The 15,616-nt window shown below is 46.4% G+C and carries 15 protein-coding genes; 13 read left to right on the top strand and 2 right to left on the bottom strand.

What is annotated here, in order from left to right:
• Positions 1-20: 20 nt before the first annotated feature.
• From rfbF to rfbH, 13 genes are all read left to right on the top strand, one after another.
• Positions 21-791 carry a glucose-1-phosphate cytidylyltransferase gene (gene rfbF, locus HMPREF9624_RS09080; protein WP_009537479.1) on the top strand — a complete coding sequence of 257 codons (771 nt, stop codon included), beginning with the start codon at positions 21-23 and terminating at the stop codon, positions 789-791.
• A gap of 1 nt (position 792) precedes the next feature.
• Positions 793-1,935 carry a CDP-glucose 4,6-dehydratase gene (gene rfbG, locus HMPREF9624_RS09075; protein ID WP_009537478.1) on the top strand — a complete coding sequence of 381 codons (1,143 nt, stop codon included), beginning with the start codon at positions 793-795 and terminating at the stop codon, positions 1,933-1,935.
• Between the two features lie 204 nt (positions 1,936-2,139).
• The gene (locus HMPREF9624_RS09070; RefSeq protein ID WP_009537477.1) at positions 2,140-3,006 is read left to right on the top strand and encodes a LicD family protein; all 867 of its coding nucleotides are present in this window, start codon (positions 2,140-2,142) and stop codon (positions 3,004-3,006) included.
• Positions 3,003-3,986 carry a glycosyltransferase family 2 protein gene (locus tag HMPREF9624_RS09065; protein WP_009537476.1) on the top strand — a complete coding sequence of 328 codons (984 nt, stop codon included), beginning with the start codon at positions 3,003-3,005 and terminating at the stop codon, positions 3,984-3,986. Before HMPREF9624_RS09070 ends, HMPREF9624_RS09065 begins: the two co-directional genes overlap by 4 nt.
• A gap of 73 nt (positions 3,987-4,059) precedes the next feature.
• Positions 4,060-5,064 carry a GHMP family kinase ATP-binding protein gene (locus tag HMPREF9624_RS09060; RefSeq protein WP_009537475.1) on the top strand — a complete coding sequence of 335 codons (1,005 nt, stop codon included), beginning with the start codon at positions 4,060-4,062 and terminating at the stop codon, positions 5,062-5,064.
• A 5-nt stretch (positions 5,065-5,069) separates the two neighbouring features.
• Positions 5,070-5,495 (top strand): hypothetical protein, encoded by a 426-nt coding sequence (locus tag HMPREF9624_RS09055; protein ID WP_036595056.1) that lies wholly within the window; start codon positions 5,070-5,072, stop codon positions 5,493-5,495.
• Between the two features lie 69 nt (positions 5,496-5,564).
• Positions 5,565-5,984: a hypothetical protein gene (locus tag HMPREF9624_RS09050; RefSeq protein WP_009537473.1), complete on the top strand. Its 420-nt coding sequence runs from the start codon at positions 5,565-5,567 to the stop codon at positions 5,982-5,984.
• Between the two features lie 66 nt (positions 5,985-6,050).
• Positions 6,051-6,461 (top strand): PH domain-containing protein, encoded by a 411-nt coding sequence (locus tag HMPREF9624_RS09045; RefSeq protein ID WP_009537472.1) that lies wholly within the window; start codon positions 6,051-6,053, stop codon positions 6,459-6,461.
• A 208-nt stretch (positions 6,462-6,669) separates the two neighbouring features.
• Positions 6,670-8,574 (top strand): IdeS/Mac family cysteine endopeptidase, encoded by a 1,905-nt coding sequence (locus HMPREF9624_RS09040; protein ID WP_009537471.1) that lies wholly within the window; start codon positions 6,670-6,672, stop codon positions 8,572-8,574.
• A gap of 276 nt (positions 8,575-8,850) precedes the next feature.
• Positions 8,851-10,344, top strand: coding sequence for a hypothetical protein (locus tag HMPREF9624_RS09035; protein WP_009537470.1), 1,494 nt, complete (start codon positions 8,851-8,853; stop codon positions 10,342-10,344).
• Positions 10,341-11,609: an FMN-binding protein gene (locus HMPREF9624_RS09030; protein ID WP_009537469.1), complete on the top strand. Its 1,269-nt coding sequence runs from the start codon at positions 10,341-10,343 to the stop codon at positions 11,607-11,609. Before HMPREF9624_RS09035 ends, HMPREF9624_RS09030 begins: the two co-directional genes overlap by 4 nt.
• A gap of 168 nt (positions 11,610-11,777) precedes the next feature.
• Entirely contained in the window at positions 11,778-12,581 is an 804-nt protein-coding gene (locus HMPREF9624_RS09025) for a hypothetical protein (protein WP_009537468.1), read from the top strand.
• Positions 12,582-12,596: 15 nt separating this feature from the next.
• Complete coding sequence (gene rfbH, locus HMPREF9624_RS09020; RefSeq protein WP_009537467.1) at positions 12,597-13,940, top strand: lipopolysaccharide biosynthesis protein RfbH; 1,344 nt, start codon at positions 12,597-12,599, stop codon at positions 13,938-13,940.
• Here the strand turns inward: rfbH and HMPREF9624_RS09015 are convergent.
• Complete coding sequence (locus tag HMPREF9624_RS09015; protein ID WP_009537466.1) at positions 13,933-14,703, bottom strand: CAP domain-containing protein; 771 nt, start codon at positions 14,701-14,703, stop codon at positions 13,933-13,935. The genes rfbH and HMPREF9624_RS09015 overlap by 8 nt on opposite strands.
• Before the next feature lie 99 nt (positions 14,704-14,802).
• Complete coding sequence (locus HMPREF9624_RS09010) at positions 14,803-15,537, bottom strand: N-acetylmuramoyl-L-alanine amidase family protein (RefSeq protein ID WP_009537465.1); 735 nt, start codon at positions 15,535-15,537, stop codon at positions 14,803-14,805.
• Positions 15,538-15,616 lie beyond the last annotated feature (79 nt).

Genomic DNA, 15,616 nt, shown 5'->3' with positions numbered 1-15,616 from the left:
TTACATAGAGGAGAAAACAGATGAAAGTGGTTATTTTGGCAGGAGGTCTGGGAACCAGAATCTCTGAAGAATCGCATTTAAAACCGAAGCCTATGATTGAGGTAGGAGAGATGCCTATCCTATGGCACATCATGAAGTACTATTCGTCCTACGGGTTAAATGAATTCATTATTTTGGCAGGATACAAGCAGTATGTTATTAAGGAATATTTTGCCAATTATTTCCTGCACAATGCGGATATTACCTTTGACATGGGAAGAAATACCATGGAAGTACATAACAGTGAGGCGGAGGATTGGAAAGTTACCGTAGTGGATACGGGACTACATACGATGACCGGCGGTCGTATCAAGCGGGTAGAGAAGTATTTGCATGATGAGCCTTTTATGCTGACTTACGGAGACGGCGTTTCGGATGTAAACTTGCAGGAACTCTTGGATTTTCATAAGAAGAAAGGGAAGGTGGCAACCATTACCATGGTCAATCTTACCCAGCAGAAAGGGGTCCTTGACGTAGATCAGGAAGGAATCATCCATTCTTTTCGGGAGAAGGAAGAAAAGGACGGCGCAGTAATTAATGGCGGTTTTATGGTGCTGGAGCCGGAAATTTTCCGTTATCTTCAGGATGATCGGACGATTTTGGAACAAAGTACGATGCAGGCACTTGCTTCTGAAGGGAAGCTCGCCGGCTACTATCACCCGGGCTTCTGGCAGTGCATGGACACGCAGCGGGAGAAGAAGCTCCTGGAAGAACTCTGGGCAAGCGGAAAAGCACCCTGGAAGAGGTGGTAAGATGATTGGGTTTGATGATTTAAAAGAATTTTATAAGGGACGTCGTGTCTTTGTGACCGGGCATACCGGTTTCAAAGGGTCTTGGCTCACCCTTCTTCTGGAAGAACTGGGAGCGGAAGTCTACGGATACAGCCTTCCTGCGAAGGAGGGGGAACTTTTTTCAATTCTGTACCCGAAGCCCCCGATCTACTCCTTTGAAGGGGACGTGCGGAATTATGAGCAGCTTCGTTCTCTGATGGAGTGGGCGCATCCGGAGGTGGTTTTTCACCTTGCGGCACAGCCCATTGTCCGGGAGTCCTATCTTTTTCCGAGAGAAACCTACGAAACCAATGTTATGGGAACCGTGAATCTGCTGGAGTCCATTCGGCATATCCCTTCTGTCCGTTCCGTTTTGAATGTGACAACGGATAAGGTTTATGAGAACAATGACATGGAGCATCATGCCTTTACGGAGGAAGAAAAACTGGACGGCTTCGATCCCTACTCCAATTCCAAGTCCTGTTCGGAGATTCTGACGCACAGCTATCAGAAATCCTTCTTTAATGAGGAAAAGGAAGAGAATGGACAGCGTGTACTTCCGCGAATTTCCACGGCAAGAGCCGGTAATGTCATCGGCGGTGGAGATTTCGCAAAGGATCGGATTGTTCCGGATGCGGTGCGGGCAGTCGTGCGGGGACAGAAAATCGGTGTAAGAAATCCTTACTCCGTTCGTCCCTATCAACACGTTTTAGAGCCGCTTCTGGTCTATCTGGAGATTGCGGCGAGACAGGCGGGCTTTGTAAAGGGGCTCTGTAAAGAGAAATTCTCCTATGAACAAGGAAAGCGCTTTGCGGGCTACTACAATGTAGGACCGAGTGTGGAGGATGCCATCACTACGGGGGAACTTACGGATCTTTTTGTCAAGTTCTGGGGAGAAACTGCGGCCTGGGAGAATTTGTCGGAAAAAAATGCGCCGCATGAGGCAGGTTTTCTTCAGCTGAATACCAATAAGGTGCGGAGAACCTTTCAATGGGAGCCCCGGTACACGGTGAAAGATGCAGTAAAGGAAACCGTGGCATGGTATAAAGCATGGTCCGAGGGGAAAGATATGCGTAAGTTCAGTGTAGAGCAGATTCAGCATTTTTTCTGCGAAAGCCCTAGATAGGCGGAAAATATAGTATGGTATTTCTGCGAAAGCCCTAGATAGGCGGAAAATATAGTATGGTATTTCTGCGAAAGCCCTAGATAGGCGGAAAATATAGTATAGTATTTCTGCGAAAGTCCTAGATAGGCGGAAAATATAAAGGATATTCGAAGCTGTAAAGGTAGCCGGAAATGACGGCATTTCCGAGAACGGAGATGAGAAGCGATGGATTTAAAAGAAAAGCAGGAGAAGGGCCTGGGCATCCTTCTGGAGATTGATAGAATCTGTGAAAAACATCAAATTTCCTATCGCCTGGATGCAGGAACGCTGCTTGGCGCAATTCGACATAAAGGGTTTATTCCTTGGGATGACGATGTGGATCTCTGTTTTTTAAGAGAAGATTGGGAGAAGTTTTCGAAAGTGGCGCAGGAAGAACTGCCTGCGAACTTCGCACTGCTTTTACCGGATACATTTCGTGGAGGCAAAGCATTTTATGACTTTGTTCCGAGAGTGGTGGACTTAAGCACCGAGAGAAGATCTGAAAAAACGGAAGGAGATACATTTTACGAGGGAAAATTGAATCACCTTTGGGTGGATTGTTTTATCTTGGATGATTTGCCTGCGAAAGCTCTTTGGGCTAAGTTTTATACCTTCCGGCAACAGTTGATTTTCGGCCTTGCTATGGGGCATAGAAGGATGGTGAATTTAAAGAAGTACAAGGGCTTGTCCAGATTGTTTGTGAGCGTATTGTCCAAGCTTGGGTGGCTCTTTTCCATGCCTTTTCTTTTCTCTCTGCAGGATGCATGGGCACAGGCGGAGGGAAGACGCAGGAAGACAAAGGCAAAACGTAAGGCTGTAACAGCCAACCCGGAAAAGGGGGAGAGGTTTCTGTATTTCTCCAACTACCAACCGGATTTCCAGTATTGTATTTCCAGATATTCCTGGGAAAAACCCTTGCTTCGGGCCAAATTTGAGAACTATTCTCTACCGATTCCGAAAGGCTATGATGCTTTGCTTCGTATGCTTTACGGGAGATATGAGATGCTGCCGAAGAAAGAGAACAGGGTACCCGCACATGAGGAGATGATTTGAAAAACTGTAGCATTATCGTTTCTGTATATAATGAAGAGGCAAGCCTGGAAAATTTTTTCGAGGCTTGTTCTTCGGTTTTAAATACATGTCGTGCAGGGAGCAAGAAGGACTCTGCTTGTGAAAAAATAGTAGAAAAATATCATACGGAGATTCTCTTTGTGGATGACGGATCGACGGACAGAAGTCCCTTGATTTTGGACAGGCTGGCCTTGGAGTATCCGGAGCTCGTCAAAGTCATTCATTTCTCCCGAAATTTTGGTCATGAAGCCGCAATGACAGCCGGATTGGATTATGCGAGTGGGGACTTTCTGATTTTTATGGATGCGGATTTGCAGCATTCTCCGGAGCTTATCCCGGAAATGTTGGAAAAGTATGAGGAGGGATTTCATGTGGTATCCATGGTGAGGACCAAGAATTCCTCTGCGGGAATCTTGAAGAATCTAAGTTCTGCAGCCTTTTATTGGGTATTGAATCATCTGTCTCCTCTTCATTTTGAGGCAAATGCTTCCGACTTCTTCGGCATCTCTTCCGCCGTGCAGCAGGTTTTAAAGAAGTATTATCGGGAAAAGGTGCGGTATTTAAGAGGCTATGTGCAGTCGGTAGGGTTTTCCAAAACAAAGATAGAGTATGAGGCGGGAGTGAGACAGGGCGGAAAGAGTCATTATTCTCTCCGAAAATTATGGGCTTTTTCACGTAACACCCTCTTATCCTTTTCCAACCTTCCCCTGAAGCTCGGAATTTTCGCTTCGGGATGCAGTATGTTTTTGGGGATACTCCTTCTGGTTTATACGTTGCTTACGAGAAAGGGAGCTCCGTCCGGCTATGCCACAATTGTTGTGCTGCTTTGCTTTATGTTTGCGGTTCTGTTTTTTGTAGTAGGGATAATAGGGGAGTACATTGCACTACTTTTTGAAGAAATAAAGGACAGGCCGATTTATGTTGTTTCGAAGACAATGAATTTGCCGGAAAACTCCGAATAAGAGCGGAAAGCGGTTCAGATATAGAATGGATGGAATTCATCAGAATCGGAGTGAATGATAGGAGGAAAAAAGCTTGATTATTACAAAAACCCCATTTAGGATGTCGTTTTTCGGCGGTGGAACGGATATGGAAGACTATTTTAAGGAGTGTGGCGGCGCGGTTCTTTCCACGAGCTTTGATAAGTATTGCTATGTCAATGTCCGTCATTTGCCTCCTTTTTTCCAGTACAGTACGGAGCTTTCTTACTCGAAGACGGAGCGGGTAAACAGTTTGGATGAAATTCAGCATCCGGCGATTCGTGAAGCGATGCGGATGCTCAATATGCAGGAAATACGTCTGATGTATGAGGCGGATTTGCCCGCACGATCGGGGCTTGGAACGAGCTCTTCTTTTGCGGTCGGAATGCTCCATGCCTTCCATGCCCTAAAAGGAAAATATGTCGACAAGAAGACCCTGGCGGATCAGGCGATTTATCTGGAGAGAGTCCTTTGCAACGAGGCGGGAGGCTGGCAGGATCAGATTGCGGCATCTTACGGCGGATTGAATCGAATCGATTTCTCTGCCGAAGGCTACCGGGTGAGTCCGGTTCTGATTTCTCCGGAACGAAAGAAGAAACTCAATGAGAATCTGATGCTCTTCTTTACCGGCTTCACCCGTTTTTCCTCTGAAATTCAGAAAGCGAATCAAAGCAGTTCTCCGGAGGACAAACTTGCCCTTCTTCGGGATATGAAAGAACTCGTGAATGAGGGAGAATCCATTCTCTGCAATCAGGATAGAGACCTGGATGATTTTGGTCGCCTTCTCCATACTACCTGGGAGTTAAAGCGGCGGACAGCGAAAAGCATCAGTACGGACAGCATAGATCAGCTTTATACAATCGGTATGCGTGCGGGCGCGCTTGGTGGAAAGCTCCTTGGTGCGGGCGGAGGCGGCTTTTTACTTTTCTATGTGGAGAAAGAGAAGCAGGCAGGTCTGATGGAAGCGATGAAAGATCTCCTCTATATTCCGTTTTCCTTTGAAAACGGAGGAACACAGGTGGTCTACTATTCGCCGGAGACCTTTGAAAAGAAAGTGTGATAAGGATGCTTACTGAGTGGCTGGATTATCTCAGAACCGGTTTTCAATCCACGGCAGGAGATTCCTTTTTTTCCCTACTCTTTGGGGCTTTTCTATTTCTTCAGCTGCTTTGTCTTTACCGAAGATTTTCGATTCTGAAAACCGGCGGGCATTTTTGGGATAGTTATCATATTACGGGGGATACCTTATATATTCATGCCGGGCTTTTCTGTATAGGAAGGCGGGATGTTCCTTTCTCGGAGATGAGGACCGTAGACATTGATTATGTCAGAGGAAAAGGGGGCGCAAGGTTTACCGTGAAGATTCATAGAGAAAAAGGCCTGATTAAGTGCTTTGTTATTTCTGCAGATGAGAAAGGAAAGAGGCAGCTCAAAGACTTGGAGCGTGCACTTTTTCAGCACAGGATTGCCGTAAGAAAATGGGGATACTAAGATGCGTGTTCTTTTATCTATGTGTTTTTTGAAAAAGAATATCCCTTTTGAGAAGGAAGGCAGGAAGAGATGACGGAGATACTGGAAAATTTTTCTATTACCCTGCAAGAGTGGTTGATGAATCCGCTTTTCAATCCGTTTAATTATCTCCTGTTGGCAGTCTGCGCTTTTTGGTTGTTTCGGAGAATATCCATTCTACAGACCGGCGGGAAGTTTTGGGAACCGTTTCATATCGTAGGAGATACTCTTTATATTCATGCTGCATTTTACTGCATAGGAAGACGCGTAGTGCCGTTCTCGGAAATGGCGTCCGTGCAAATCAGCCAGGGTAGCGGGAGAGGAGGCAGGCGCTATATCGTAAAAATCCGGCGGAAGAAGGGAATTACCAAGTGCTTTATGATTGGAGTGAATAAGAGAGGTCTTCAGAAGCTCGAGGAGCTAAAAAAGGCACTTAAAAAACACCGGGTTGGTGTGAGGGAATGGGGATAGTTTTCCGAAATATATAACATTTAACAAGTGGCGCCGGAGTAGACTTTCGAAAAAAAGGGGAAAAGTATGCTAAGTGGTTTGAAAAGTGTTTTAGATACAATAGAAAGGCATCCCCTTTTTCCCCTGATTTATGTGGTTTTGCTATTTCTTCTGCTACTTTGGTTTTATAGAAGGCTTTCGATTCTGAAAACCGGCGGGCATTTTTGGGATCGCTACCATATTACGGAGAATACCTTATATGTCCATGCCGGTTTCTTCTTCAGAGGAAGACGGGATGTTCCCTTCTCAGAGATAAGGAGAGTACATATTTATTATACCAGAGGAAGATGGTGCGGTAGCTATACTTTGCAGTTTCATAGAGAAAAAGGCGTATATCAGTTCCTTGTCCTTCCCGGAGATAAGAAAGGAGAGAAGCAGCTCAAAGAATTGGAGCGTATATTTTTTCAGCACAGGATTCCTGTAACAAAAAAGGGCTAAAAAAACCGGGTTGCAGTGAAAAACGGGGACAGCCCTCCGGATTATTAAAAATTAATATTATTTTGTCTTTTGCCGATGTACTTTTGATAGGGTGTGTAGGCACTGTAATAGAAAAGCGGGGGATTTTCTGGCGAGAAGCCCTGAAAACGGCTTTTTTATCGGGAGGGCTGAGAAAGGATTTGAAGCATCTCCGGGAAGCGGGTGAAAGATGAAAGAAGCGATGAATCAATATAGAAAAGAGAAAATAGAAGGAAAACTCGTCCTATTTGCATTTTTATTTTGGATGGTTTTCTTTTTTTCTTATTTTTTTAGGATCGATGCTTTTGCTGAAGGAAGATGGGTGGAACTTTCCGGTGCATGGCAGTATCAGGAAAAGGGAGTAGCACATAAAGGCTGGCTCCACTTAGGGGATTCCTGGTATTATCTGGATCCGACCAGCGGTAAGATGGCTGACGGCTGGATTTTAGATCAGGGGAAGTGGTATTTCTTAAAGACGGATGCGCGCGAGCAGGGGAAAATGGCAACCGGCTGGACCTGGGTGGATGGAAATTGCTATTTTCTGAAAGAGAACGGGACTATGGCATCGAATGAAAGTGTAGGAGGATACCAGCTTTCGGCGGATGGACAGTGGACCGAACAGGGAAAGGCAGTTTTTGAAAAAGATAAGGGTTATGCTAAAAGCCATAGTGCCTATTTGCAGAAAGTTGCCGCTGAGGCGGCTACTGCGGAGACTTCCGCGTCCGGAGAGACTGCACCGCTTGGAGCGGGAAGTTCTTCAGGAGGAGGACTCGCAATCCGTAAAGGCTCCGGCGGCGGTGGCGGCGGTGGGGGTGGCTCCTCATCGGGCGGTTCCGGCGGCGGGAGAAGTTCTTTTTCGGGAAGTTCCGGCAGCAGTAGCGGAGGCGGTTTTTCTTCGGGAGCTTACAGCGGAGTTTCGAGTGGAGTACCTTCTTCCCCTTCCGGCACACCGGGAAAAGAGGATCACAGTGCTTTCACACCCGGCGAAACAGCATCGAAAGAAGAGGGAAACAGGGAAAACAGCACAAGTGAGGCAATACCGGATCAGTCGGAGGAAGAAGCGGATGTAACAGAAGAAGATTCGGAAGCGGAAACGACAGCAGAAGAGATAGAAGTAAAGACGGAAGAAGAGCATCAGCGTGATGCGAATCAAGTAGAAAGAGAACTACAGGAAGGAAAGAATCAGAATACGGCACAGTACACTGCTGCAAACGGAGAAATATACACCGCCTTTTTTGTGCAGGGAGTGCATATTCCCAACCTGAAGAGTACGGAAGAGGGCGGAGATTTTATCGAAAGAGAAGACTCCGGTTACTTTACTCGTATGGCAAAATTTGTGCGCGGACAGGGCTATTATGATACCAACAAGGCAAGAAACGGCGAGAACAAAGATGTGGATCGAAATCTTTGTTTTGCGACAACCGCCTCCAATGTCTTGCATTGGTATTTGCAGGAAAATAGAGAGAAGATACAGGCTTATATTGATCTGCATGGAGACGAGGTTCGTCGTGTGGGACAGGAAAACTATTCGCTTCAAGACTTCCTGAACCAGTCCGATCCGAATCAGTGGAACAGTACAATTTTTGACTATTTTAAGTTGATTTACGGGCACAGTGATAAAGGATTTTACACCGGGCCCTTGGTAGATTTGTTCTTAAACGGCTATACTCCGAAAAAACCGGCAAATGTGAAAGAAGATTTTGAAACAATGGACGAAAGAGGCGGCTTCCTGTATGGGCTTTTAAGGGAGGAACTCCAAACGGATGTCACGAGAAGCTTTAGAGGAAGCTTTTCGGAGGACGTAAAATATCATCTTGCAGCAGGACACGCCCTTTGCATTTCCTATAAGCCCTCTAAATCCTATTCCCATGTCGTCAGCCTTTGGGGAGCGGATTTTGATGAAAGAGGCAAACTCGTGGGAATTTATGTTACGGACTCCGACGACCAAGATGAGACGGGAGAGGATCCGGAAGTAGGATTAAAGTATTATCGAATCACCTATAGGGGCGGATGGCCTTATATGAACAACAGCTTGAATCCGAAGAGAAACGGATCCCCGATAACCGCCTTGCACAGCTTCGGTTGGAGAGAGTAAAAATGGAGAAAAATGGAAAGTTTTTATAGAAGATAATTGACAAGATTTCTCAATTCTGCCATAATACAGCCTGAAAAAGATAGTGTTAACTAACTTTAAGTTTGTATACGCTATCCTTTGGGCACATGGCATTTACAAAAAGCATCTGCCTATTCATAATAGGTAGGTGCTTTTTTTCATAACGAGTATCGTGCGAAAAGCGTGCGATATTTCGTTCAGGCTGTTACGCATGGAATCGGTTATGCTAGACAGCTTGTTGGAAGAGAAAGGGGTATTATGAGAAAATATTGGATTCTTGGCGCGTCCGCCATTATTTTAGCATCCTCCGTAATGGCTTGCGGAAAGAAGGAAGAGGTTGCGACTACCGCTGCAGGCACAGAGAAAGCTGCGGAAACTACTGCAGCTGCAGAGGAAAAGAAAGACTATGTCTTTGTGAAGATGACTGTTCCCTATGCGGACTTTTACTACGGAGAATTAAAGGATATTGCTCCGGAAGAGGGAAAGGACTTAAAGGCAGAGCTCGATGCGGAAGACAAGGTAGCGAAGGACGGCTTTCGTGAAACCGGAATGTATGACAGTGTAAGTTCTCCCACGAAGGAAAAGGTGGAGAAGTTTGTGATGGCGGACGGTGCTGTAGAGGGAGAAGGCTCTGTCTATAAGGGAATTAAGCACGTGAACGTTGCGATTCCGAAGTCTCTCTATGAGGATGCCAAGAAGGCATTGGAGGAGAAGAAGGAAAGCAAGAATGCGCTTCTCACCCTGATGGGAGCGATTGAAAGTGAAGTCGGCACGGAACCGAAGGAGTATAAGGTATTAAACTCCGACGGAACCCTTTCCAAGACGCAGGGGACCACAAATGAGGCGAAGGATGTAAAAGCGGATATCACGACGACCTCTTCCTATGGGAATTATGAGATTGATGTGGACGGTTTGGATATCGACTCCGAAATCGTACAGGGAGCGATTCTGGAAACCAAGGACGGTGCAAAGTACGGCTTAAAGCAGGAGGACAATATCTGGCTAAAGCCGGAGGAACTGGCATTTTCCGCTGTGGCCTTCGAGGATACCGGCCATAAAGCTCAGAAGGAATTTAAGCGTTTTGAAGACATGCAGGACAAGGACATTGTAAAGATTACCTACTTCTTAATGGATGAGGATGATGTGGAGCTTCCCGTAAATCTTCATGTGAAGAAGATTGCGCCTTCGGAGTATAAGGTTAGCGGAGATGAGAAGGTTGGATACAGCCCGGAAGGCACTAAGGTGAATTATCAGCTTTCCACCGGAGAAGACAGCTACAGCCTTGGCAAGGTTCTCAGTAGGAAGAGTGAAGTAAAGGGAGAGGTTAATACAGACACCGCCGGCGTTTTGGTACTTCCTAAGGAGATGACTCCCGGAAAGTATCAGCTGGTATTCTCAAACGACAAGCTTTCCGACGTATCCTTCACTGTTTTGGTGGAATCCGGCTTAAAGGCGGAGGACTTCCATTTTGAAAATAACAAGTTAAGCCTTGCAGAAAACGCAGATCAGCTGACTATTGCAAACTACATTGCTTCTACAAGCTCTGCAAGCATTGGAGAGCAGGAGTTTAAGGGCGGTGCCGGAAGAAGATTCGGAAAGAACATTTTCAATGATGACGGCAGCGTAAATACCGAGGCTACCTATAAGAAGGATGATGCGGAAGTAAAGTACTTTGACGGCCCCGGAACCTATCCTGTAACCATCAAGGCAGACGGATATCCTGAAGTGAAATTCGAGGTAGTCGTACAATGATTGTGATTCTTACTTTACTATGCAGTTTAGCCTTTTTCCATTTCTTTGGAAAAGCATTAAAGAAGAAGCCGGCAGTATTGTATGGAATCTGTATCCTCCTTTCCTTGGTAAGTATTTTTTATCCAAGGGAGGGAGGACTTCCCTTTTTGGACTTCTTTTTTAAGAAAATCATGCAAAGGGGGGTTCTCGCAGGCTCTCTCTTTATCTGGGTGATGCTGGCACCGGTGCTCCCGAGGAGCTTTTCCGGAAGAAAGACCATCTATCTTCTTCGAGGGGAAATGGCTATCTGTGCCTCTTTGATTACTTTGGCCCATAACCTGGCCTTTGGCGGAAAATACTTTGGCGCCTTATTCCTTGGACAGGGGCATATCAGTCTGATGGAGCTTCATGCGGCTATCGTGTCTTGCCTTATGATACTTTTGTTAATTCCGCTAACTATTACTTCCTTTCAGACCGTTCGGCGGAAAATGCAGGGAAAGTCCTGGAAGAAGCTACAAAACTGGTCCTATCTTTTTTACCTGCTTTTGTACCTGCACATTTTCTTTATTTATCAAGGGGCGCTGATTCGGGGAAAGGGAGAGTATTTCTTTACCCTGATGCTTTACAGCTTCCTTTTCGGATTTTACGGATTCTTACGGATTAGGCAGTATAGAATGCAAAAGGAAAGCAAGGAGAAAAAGGCATTCCCCCTGCTTCGTATTGCGGGGATTTTGCCCATTGTCTGTCTTTTTCTAAGCGGCTTTTACAGTGCCGGGAAATACCGCGCCGCACTGGAGGCAAATGTAGATAAAATCAGAGCGCAGGAAACCGTAGCGGAAAGCAAGGGAAGCGCGGAAACGGAAGCGGAAAAGAAAGGAAGTGCGGAAAGCACCGGAAGTGGGGAGGATAAAAGCGACGCCTCCGAAAAAGCAACGGAAGCTGCCGGAGATAAAGCCTCTGAGAATTCTTCGAATGGTTCTTCCGATTCTAAAGCGGATGCCAACAGTGCATCCGGAGCCTATAAAGACGGAGAATACCTTGGAAAGGCTTCCGCCTACAATGGCAATGTGGAGGTGAAGGTCACTATTTCCGGCGGAAAGATTACTGCCATCGACATTGTGAAAACCAAGGACGATGAGGAATATTTCTTTGACGCACAGAAGAAGGTGATTCCGGAAATTCTGGAAAAGCAAAGCACCGATGTGGATGCGGTGGCAGGAGCGACTACCAGTAGTGAGGGCATTGCCCATGCGGTGCAGAAGGCTTTGGAACAGGCGAAGCAGTAGGAATAGGCTACAGTTTTTGTCCACTGATAGGAATAGGAGAAGGGTATTGCGATTTTTGTCTTGCAATACTACAATATCCTTGCGTTTTGCTTTCGGAAAAAGAATGCGCAGCACAGCGCATTCTTTTTTAGTTCATAACAAGTATTATAAAAGGAAGAGGAGATAGAGATGCGTACAATTTTCGACACGGAGACATTTCATTTTGAAGCGAAAGGGATGCTGGGAGGCGGACACAGCTTAACGGTTTCCAAGGACGGTTTTTCTTATCAGAGTGAAAATGGAAAGAAGGCGTTTTCCTTTCCTTTTTCAGCGATTAAAAGAACCCTCATTACCAACTATTGTAATTCCAATCAGAGTTACGACGTGCGTTGCTACTTGAAAGACAGTAAGGAGATTCCCGAGTTTGAACTGGATACCCGGGCTTGGAATAACGGACACAATATTAAAGAAACGAAAGCACTGCTTGTGGCGCTTTCCGCGAGTAAATTAGGGAGCGCTTTTCCGAACAATCTGGACAGTCTGGAAACCGACCTCGGTTTTACTTTGGGAGAAAAGGATATTACTTTGAAGGACGGTATGATTATCGGAGCAAAGCATCAGATTCCCCTTCATGCCATTAAGCGTTGTAAGTGCGTCAGCAACGGAACCCTCGGCTATCTTTGTGTTTATCTAAAGGAAAAGGGCGGGTTTTTCATCGATATGCCGGACATGAAACTGCCTATCAATGAAGTCACTCTTCCGGTACTCGAGGCGGCCATGCGCAGGAATACGGGGAACGGAATCGATTTTTCCCGCGGAAACGGTTTTGACCAGAAGGATTCCGGCTACATCATTATTCGTTATATGAATGCGGACTTCTTTATCAGTGAAGACGGAACTTTCCGGGAAAGCTGGCAGGAGTCGGCTTACAGAAGGATTTATGCCTATGGCTATGATGTGGATACCAACTGGTGTGAGAGAATGGGGCAGTAAAGGAGAAGAGGATTTATGGGAAAATGGAAGAGCGAAGCGGAAGCACGCGAAGAAATCAAGAATTTGGTAGCGGAGTATTACCACAGCTTTAAAGAGAAGAAGAAAGCTTTTGAGCCGGGAGACAGAGTAAGCTACGCTTCCCGCGTATTTGACGAGAAGGAAATGCTGTCCTTGACCGATGCTACTTTGGATTTTTGGCTCACAACGGGACGTTTTGCAGACGAGTTTGAGAAGAAGTTTGCGGAGTGGATTGGCGTAAAGCACGCCTATCTGGTAAATTCCGGATCTTCTGCGAATCTCCTTGCGTTTATGACGCTTACGGCACCTGAGCTTGGAGAAAGACAGATTAAAAGAGGAGATGAGGTTATCACGGTGGCCTGCGGTTTTCCGACTACGGTGACTCCCATGCTCCAGTATGGGGCGGTTCCCGTTTTCCTCGATGTCACGGTTCCGGAGTACAATATCGATGTAAGCCGTTTGGAGGAAGCGCTTTCCGAGAAAACGAAGGCGGTGATGATTGCACATACCCTGGGCAATCCCTTTAACCTGGAAGTAATCAAGAAATTCTGTGACAAGCATGGTCTCTGGCTGATCGAAGATAACTGTGACGCTCTGGGCTCCCGCTATACGATAGACGGAGAGACCCGCTTTACGGGAACCTGGGGCGATATCGGCACCAGCTCCTTCTATCCGCCGCATCATATGACGATGGGCGAGGGCGGCGCAGTGTACACGAATAATCCGAAGCTCAGTCGGCTGATTCTGTCTTTCCGGGATTGGGGAAGAGACTGTATCTGCCCGTCCGGTCACGACAACTTCTGCGGACATCGTTTTTCGGGACAGTATGGACAGCTTCCGAAGGGCTATGACCACAAGTACACCTACAGTCACTTCGGCTACAATTTGAAGGTGACCGATATGCAGGCGGCTGTCGGCGTGGAGCAGTTAAAGAAATTCCCGAGCTTTATCGAGAAGAGGAAGGCGAACTGGGCCTTTTTGAAGGAAGCGCTTTCCGATATAGAAGGCCTAATTCTTCCGGAAGCGGCTAAAAATGCGGATCCTTCCTGGTTCGGTTTCCTGCTTTCCGTGAAGGAGGAGTCCGGTGTAAAACGAAATGACCTGACGGCTTTTCTTGAAAAGGCAAATATCCAGACCAGACTGCTTTTCTCCGGAAATCTGATCAAGCACCCCTGCTTTGATCAAATCCGCGGAACGGATGCGTATCGCGTGGTGGGAGAGTTGAAGAATACCGATTATATTATGGAACATAGCTTCTGGATCGGTGTCTATCCGGGCATGACGAAAGAAATGCTTCAGTATATGGCGGATAAGATTCATGAAGGCATGAAAGCTAAATAGCAAAGAGCATCACCCAGTATTGCTTTCCGTCTTCCGTAACATAATATCCCACGCCGGCCCTTTTATAGGATTTTTCTTTGAGTAACTTGTCATGCCCCTTGCTATGGGTCCATGCGCTAAAGGCTCCATCGGGGATTTTTACCAGTCGCATGATGACTTCGCCGTTTACGCCGTCTTGCCAATGTAAGGGTTCCCCGGTGCCTGGACGAGTATGAGAATATAATTCGGAAATTTCCTCCGCCCGGATTTGTGCCAGGTTTTGTAAGTTCTCGTCCTTTTCCAGGGCAGGCTTTCCGAGTTTTTTTCTATAGCGGTTTACTAAGCGCAAAACCTCATCCCGGTATGCCTCCTTGTTACTGAGAAACTCTTCCTGAGAAGTATCGTTGATTCCCAAAACAGGCGTTGTGGAAACTTTGGACTGCTCAACGTTAAGTTCTTGTACCTTGCGCTGCTGTACGATGTTGTCTACGGTCCATGCGCCATCCGCATTGACCGTAAAACCGTCGGGGGTTATCCAATCGGTATACAGGTATCCGTCAGAATCAAAAGAATAGCACTCTGCAAGACCGTCTCCGTTTCCGTCAATCCATTGCCAGGAAGACTTATAAAAAGTTCCGTCGGGTAGGGAATACCACCAGCGCTTTGTTCCCTCATCCTTATGCCAACCGGAGTCTTGGGCCAGGCCCGAGACAGTGGAACTTAGGGATAAAAATACCGCCATGACGGTTCCGGCAATCTGTTTTTTGGAAAATCTGCTTTTCAAAGTTTGTCCTCCTTGACTTTTCTGCATAGATGGATGTCATTGCATTCCATTTCCTTCAGCAATTCCTCTTCCCTTTTGAATCTTGCTCCGCTTTAGCGGCTATTCTTCCTCTTCGTCTTTCTCCTCTTCGTAAGGGGCTTCTTCGTCTGCACCGTCATCCTCACTGTCCGTATTGTCTTCGGTGTACTCTTCTTTCATATCATATTGTTGCATATTGATATTGTCTTTTTCCGCCCAAGGATTTTGCGGACCGGGGTCGAAGACTCCATTGGGATTTAGGCCGTAGCGGGCTGTAAAGGTGGGATTTCCCAGACCGGAAATTTGCGGTTTCGTAACCGTTTCCATTTCTTTTTTTGCCTTTGCCATAAGCTCATCCATGACGGTAGCGGGCTTTGTGCGGAAACCGCTTCTGCCATATTGCTTCGGCTTACCGTCCTCTCCCAGGTACTGCCCTTGATCATTTACCTTGTACTTTCCCTGAACAACGGTTTTTTCTGCCATAGCACCGCTCTCATCAAAATAATAAGCATAGCCGTCGATGGTTGCCCAAAAGCGAATCATTTTTCCAAGGTCTTTTTGATTTGTGCTTAGAAAATACCATTTTTCGTTATCGAAAATCCAGCCTGTGGCCATGCGCTCTCGGCCGGGAGCGATGTAATACCAGTTTCCCTGATACTCCACCCATCCGGGAATGACCTTACCGAATTCATCCGCATAGGTCCATTCTTTTCCAAGCTGCACCCACCTTCCCTTTTCCGCAAAAGCTGTTTTTCCGGGAATAAGAAACAAGAGGAGGAGAAGAAGGAGAAGCAAGCGTTTTTCTGTTCGTATCATAGTCCTCACCGAAACGAGATGCCGTGCTCTTACGCACGATGCTCGTTATATATAAAATAGTAGAGATTGTTTCCTTATC

Origin of the sequence: Oribacterium asaccharolyticum ACB7 (assembly GCF_000238075.1) — a bacterium.
Classification (GTDB): domain Bacteria; phylum Bacillota; class Clostridia; order Lachnospirales; family Lachnospiraceae; genus Oribacterium; species Oribacterium asaccharolyticum.
Note: the sequence above shows the minus strand (reverse complement) of the source record. Positions and strands in the feature narration are given on the sequence as shown.

Excerpts from the sequence above, each read along its gene's own strand:
- rfbF (WP_009537479.1), top strand. The coding sequence starts at position 21 with ATGAAAGTGGTTATTTTGGCAGGAGGTCTGGGAACCAGAATCTCTGAA.
- rfbG (WP_009537478.1), top strand. The coding sequence starts at position 793 with ATGATTGGGTTTGATGATTTAAAAGAATTTTATAAGGGACGTCGTGTC.
- HMPREF9624_RS09070 (WP_009537477.1), top strand. The coding sequence starts at position 2,140 with ATGGATTTAAAAGAAAAGCAGGAGAAGGGCCTGGGCATCCTTCTGGAG.
- HMPREF9624_RS09055 (WP_036595056.1), top strand. The coding sequence starts at position 5,070 with ATGCTTACTGAGTGGCTGGATTATCTCAGAACCGGTTTTCAATCCACG.
- HMPREF9624_RS09050 (WP_009537473.1), top strand. The coding sequence starts at position 5,565 with ATGACGGAGATACTGGAAAATTTTTCTATTACCCTGCAAGAGTGGTTG.
- HMPREF9624_RS09045 (WP_009537472.1), top strand. The coding sequence starts at position 6,051 with ATGCTAAGTGGTTTGAAAAGTGTTTTAGATACAATAGAAAGGCATCCC.
- HMPREF9624_RS09040 (WP_009537471.1), top strand. The coding sequence starts at position 6,670 with ATGAAAGAAGCGATGAATCAATATAGAAAAGAGAAAATAGAAGGAAAA.
- HMPREF9624_RS09035 (WP_009537470.1), top strand. The coding sequence starts at position 8,851 with ATGAGAAAATATTGGATTCTTGGCGCGTCCGCCATTATTTTAGCATCC.
- HMPREF9624_RS09030 (WP_009537469.1), top strand. The coding sequence starts at position 10,341 with ATGATTGTGATTCTTACTTTACTATGCAGTTTAGCCTTTTTCCATTTC.
- HMPREF9624_RS09025 (WP_009537468.1), top strand. The coding sequence starts at position 11,778 with ATGCGTACAATTTTCGACACGGAGACATTTCATTTTGAAGCGAAAGGG.
- rfbH (WP_009537467.1), top strand. The coding sequence starts at position 12,597 with ATGGGAAAATGGAAGAGCGAAGCGGAAGCACGCGAAGAAATCAAGAAT.
- HMPREF9624_RS09010 (WP_009537465.1), bottom strand. The coding sequence starts at position 15,537 with ATGATACGAACAGAAAAACGCTTGCTTCTCCTTCTTCTCCTCCTCTTG.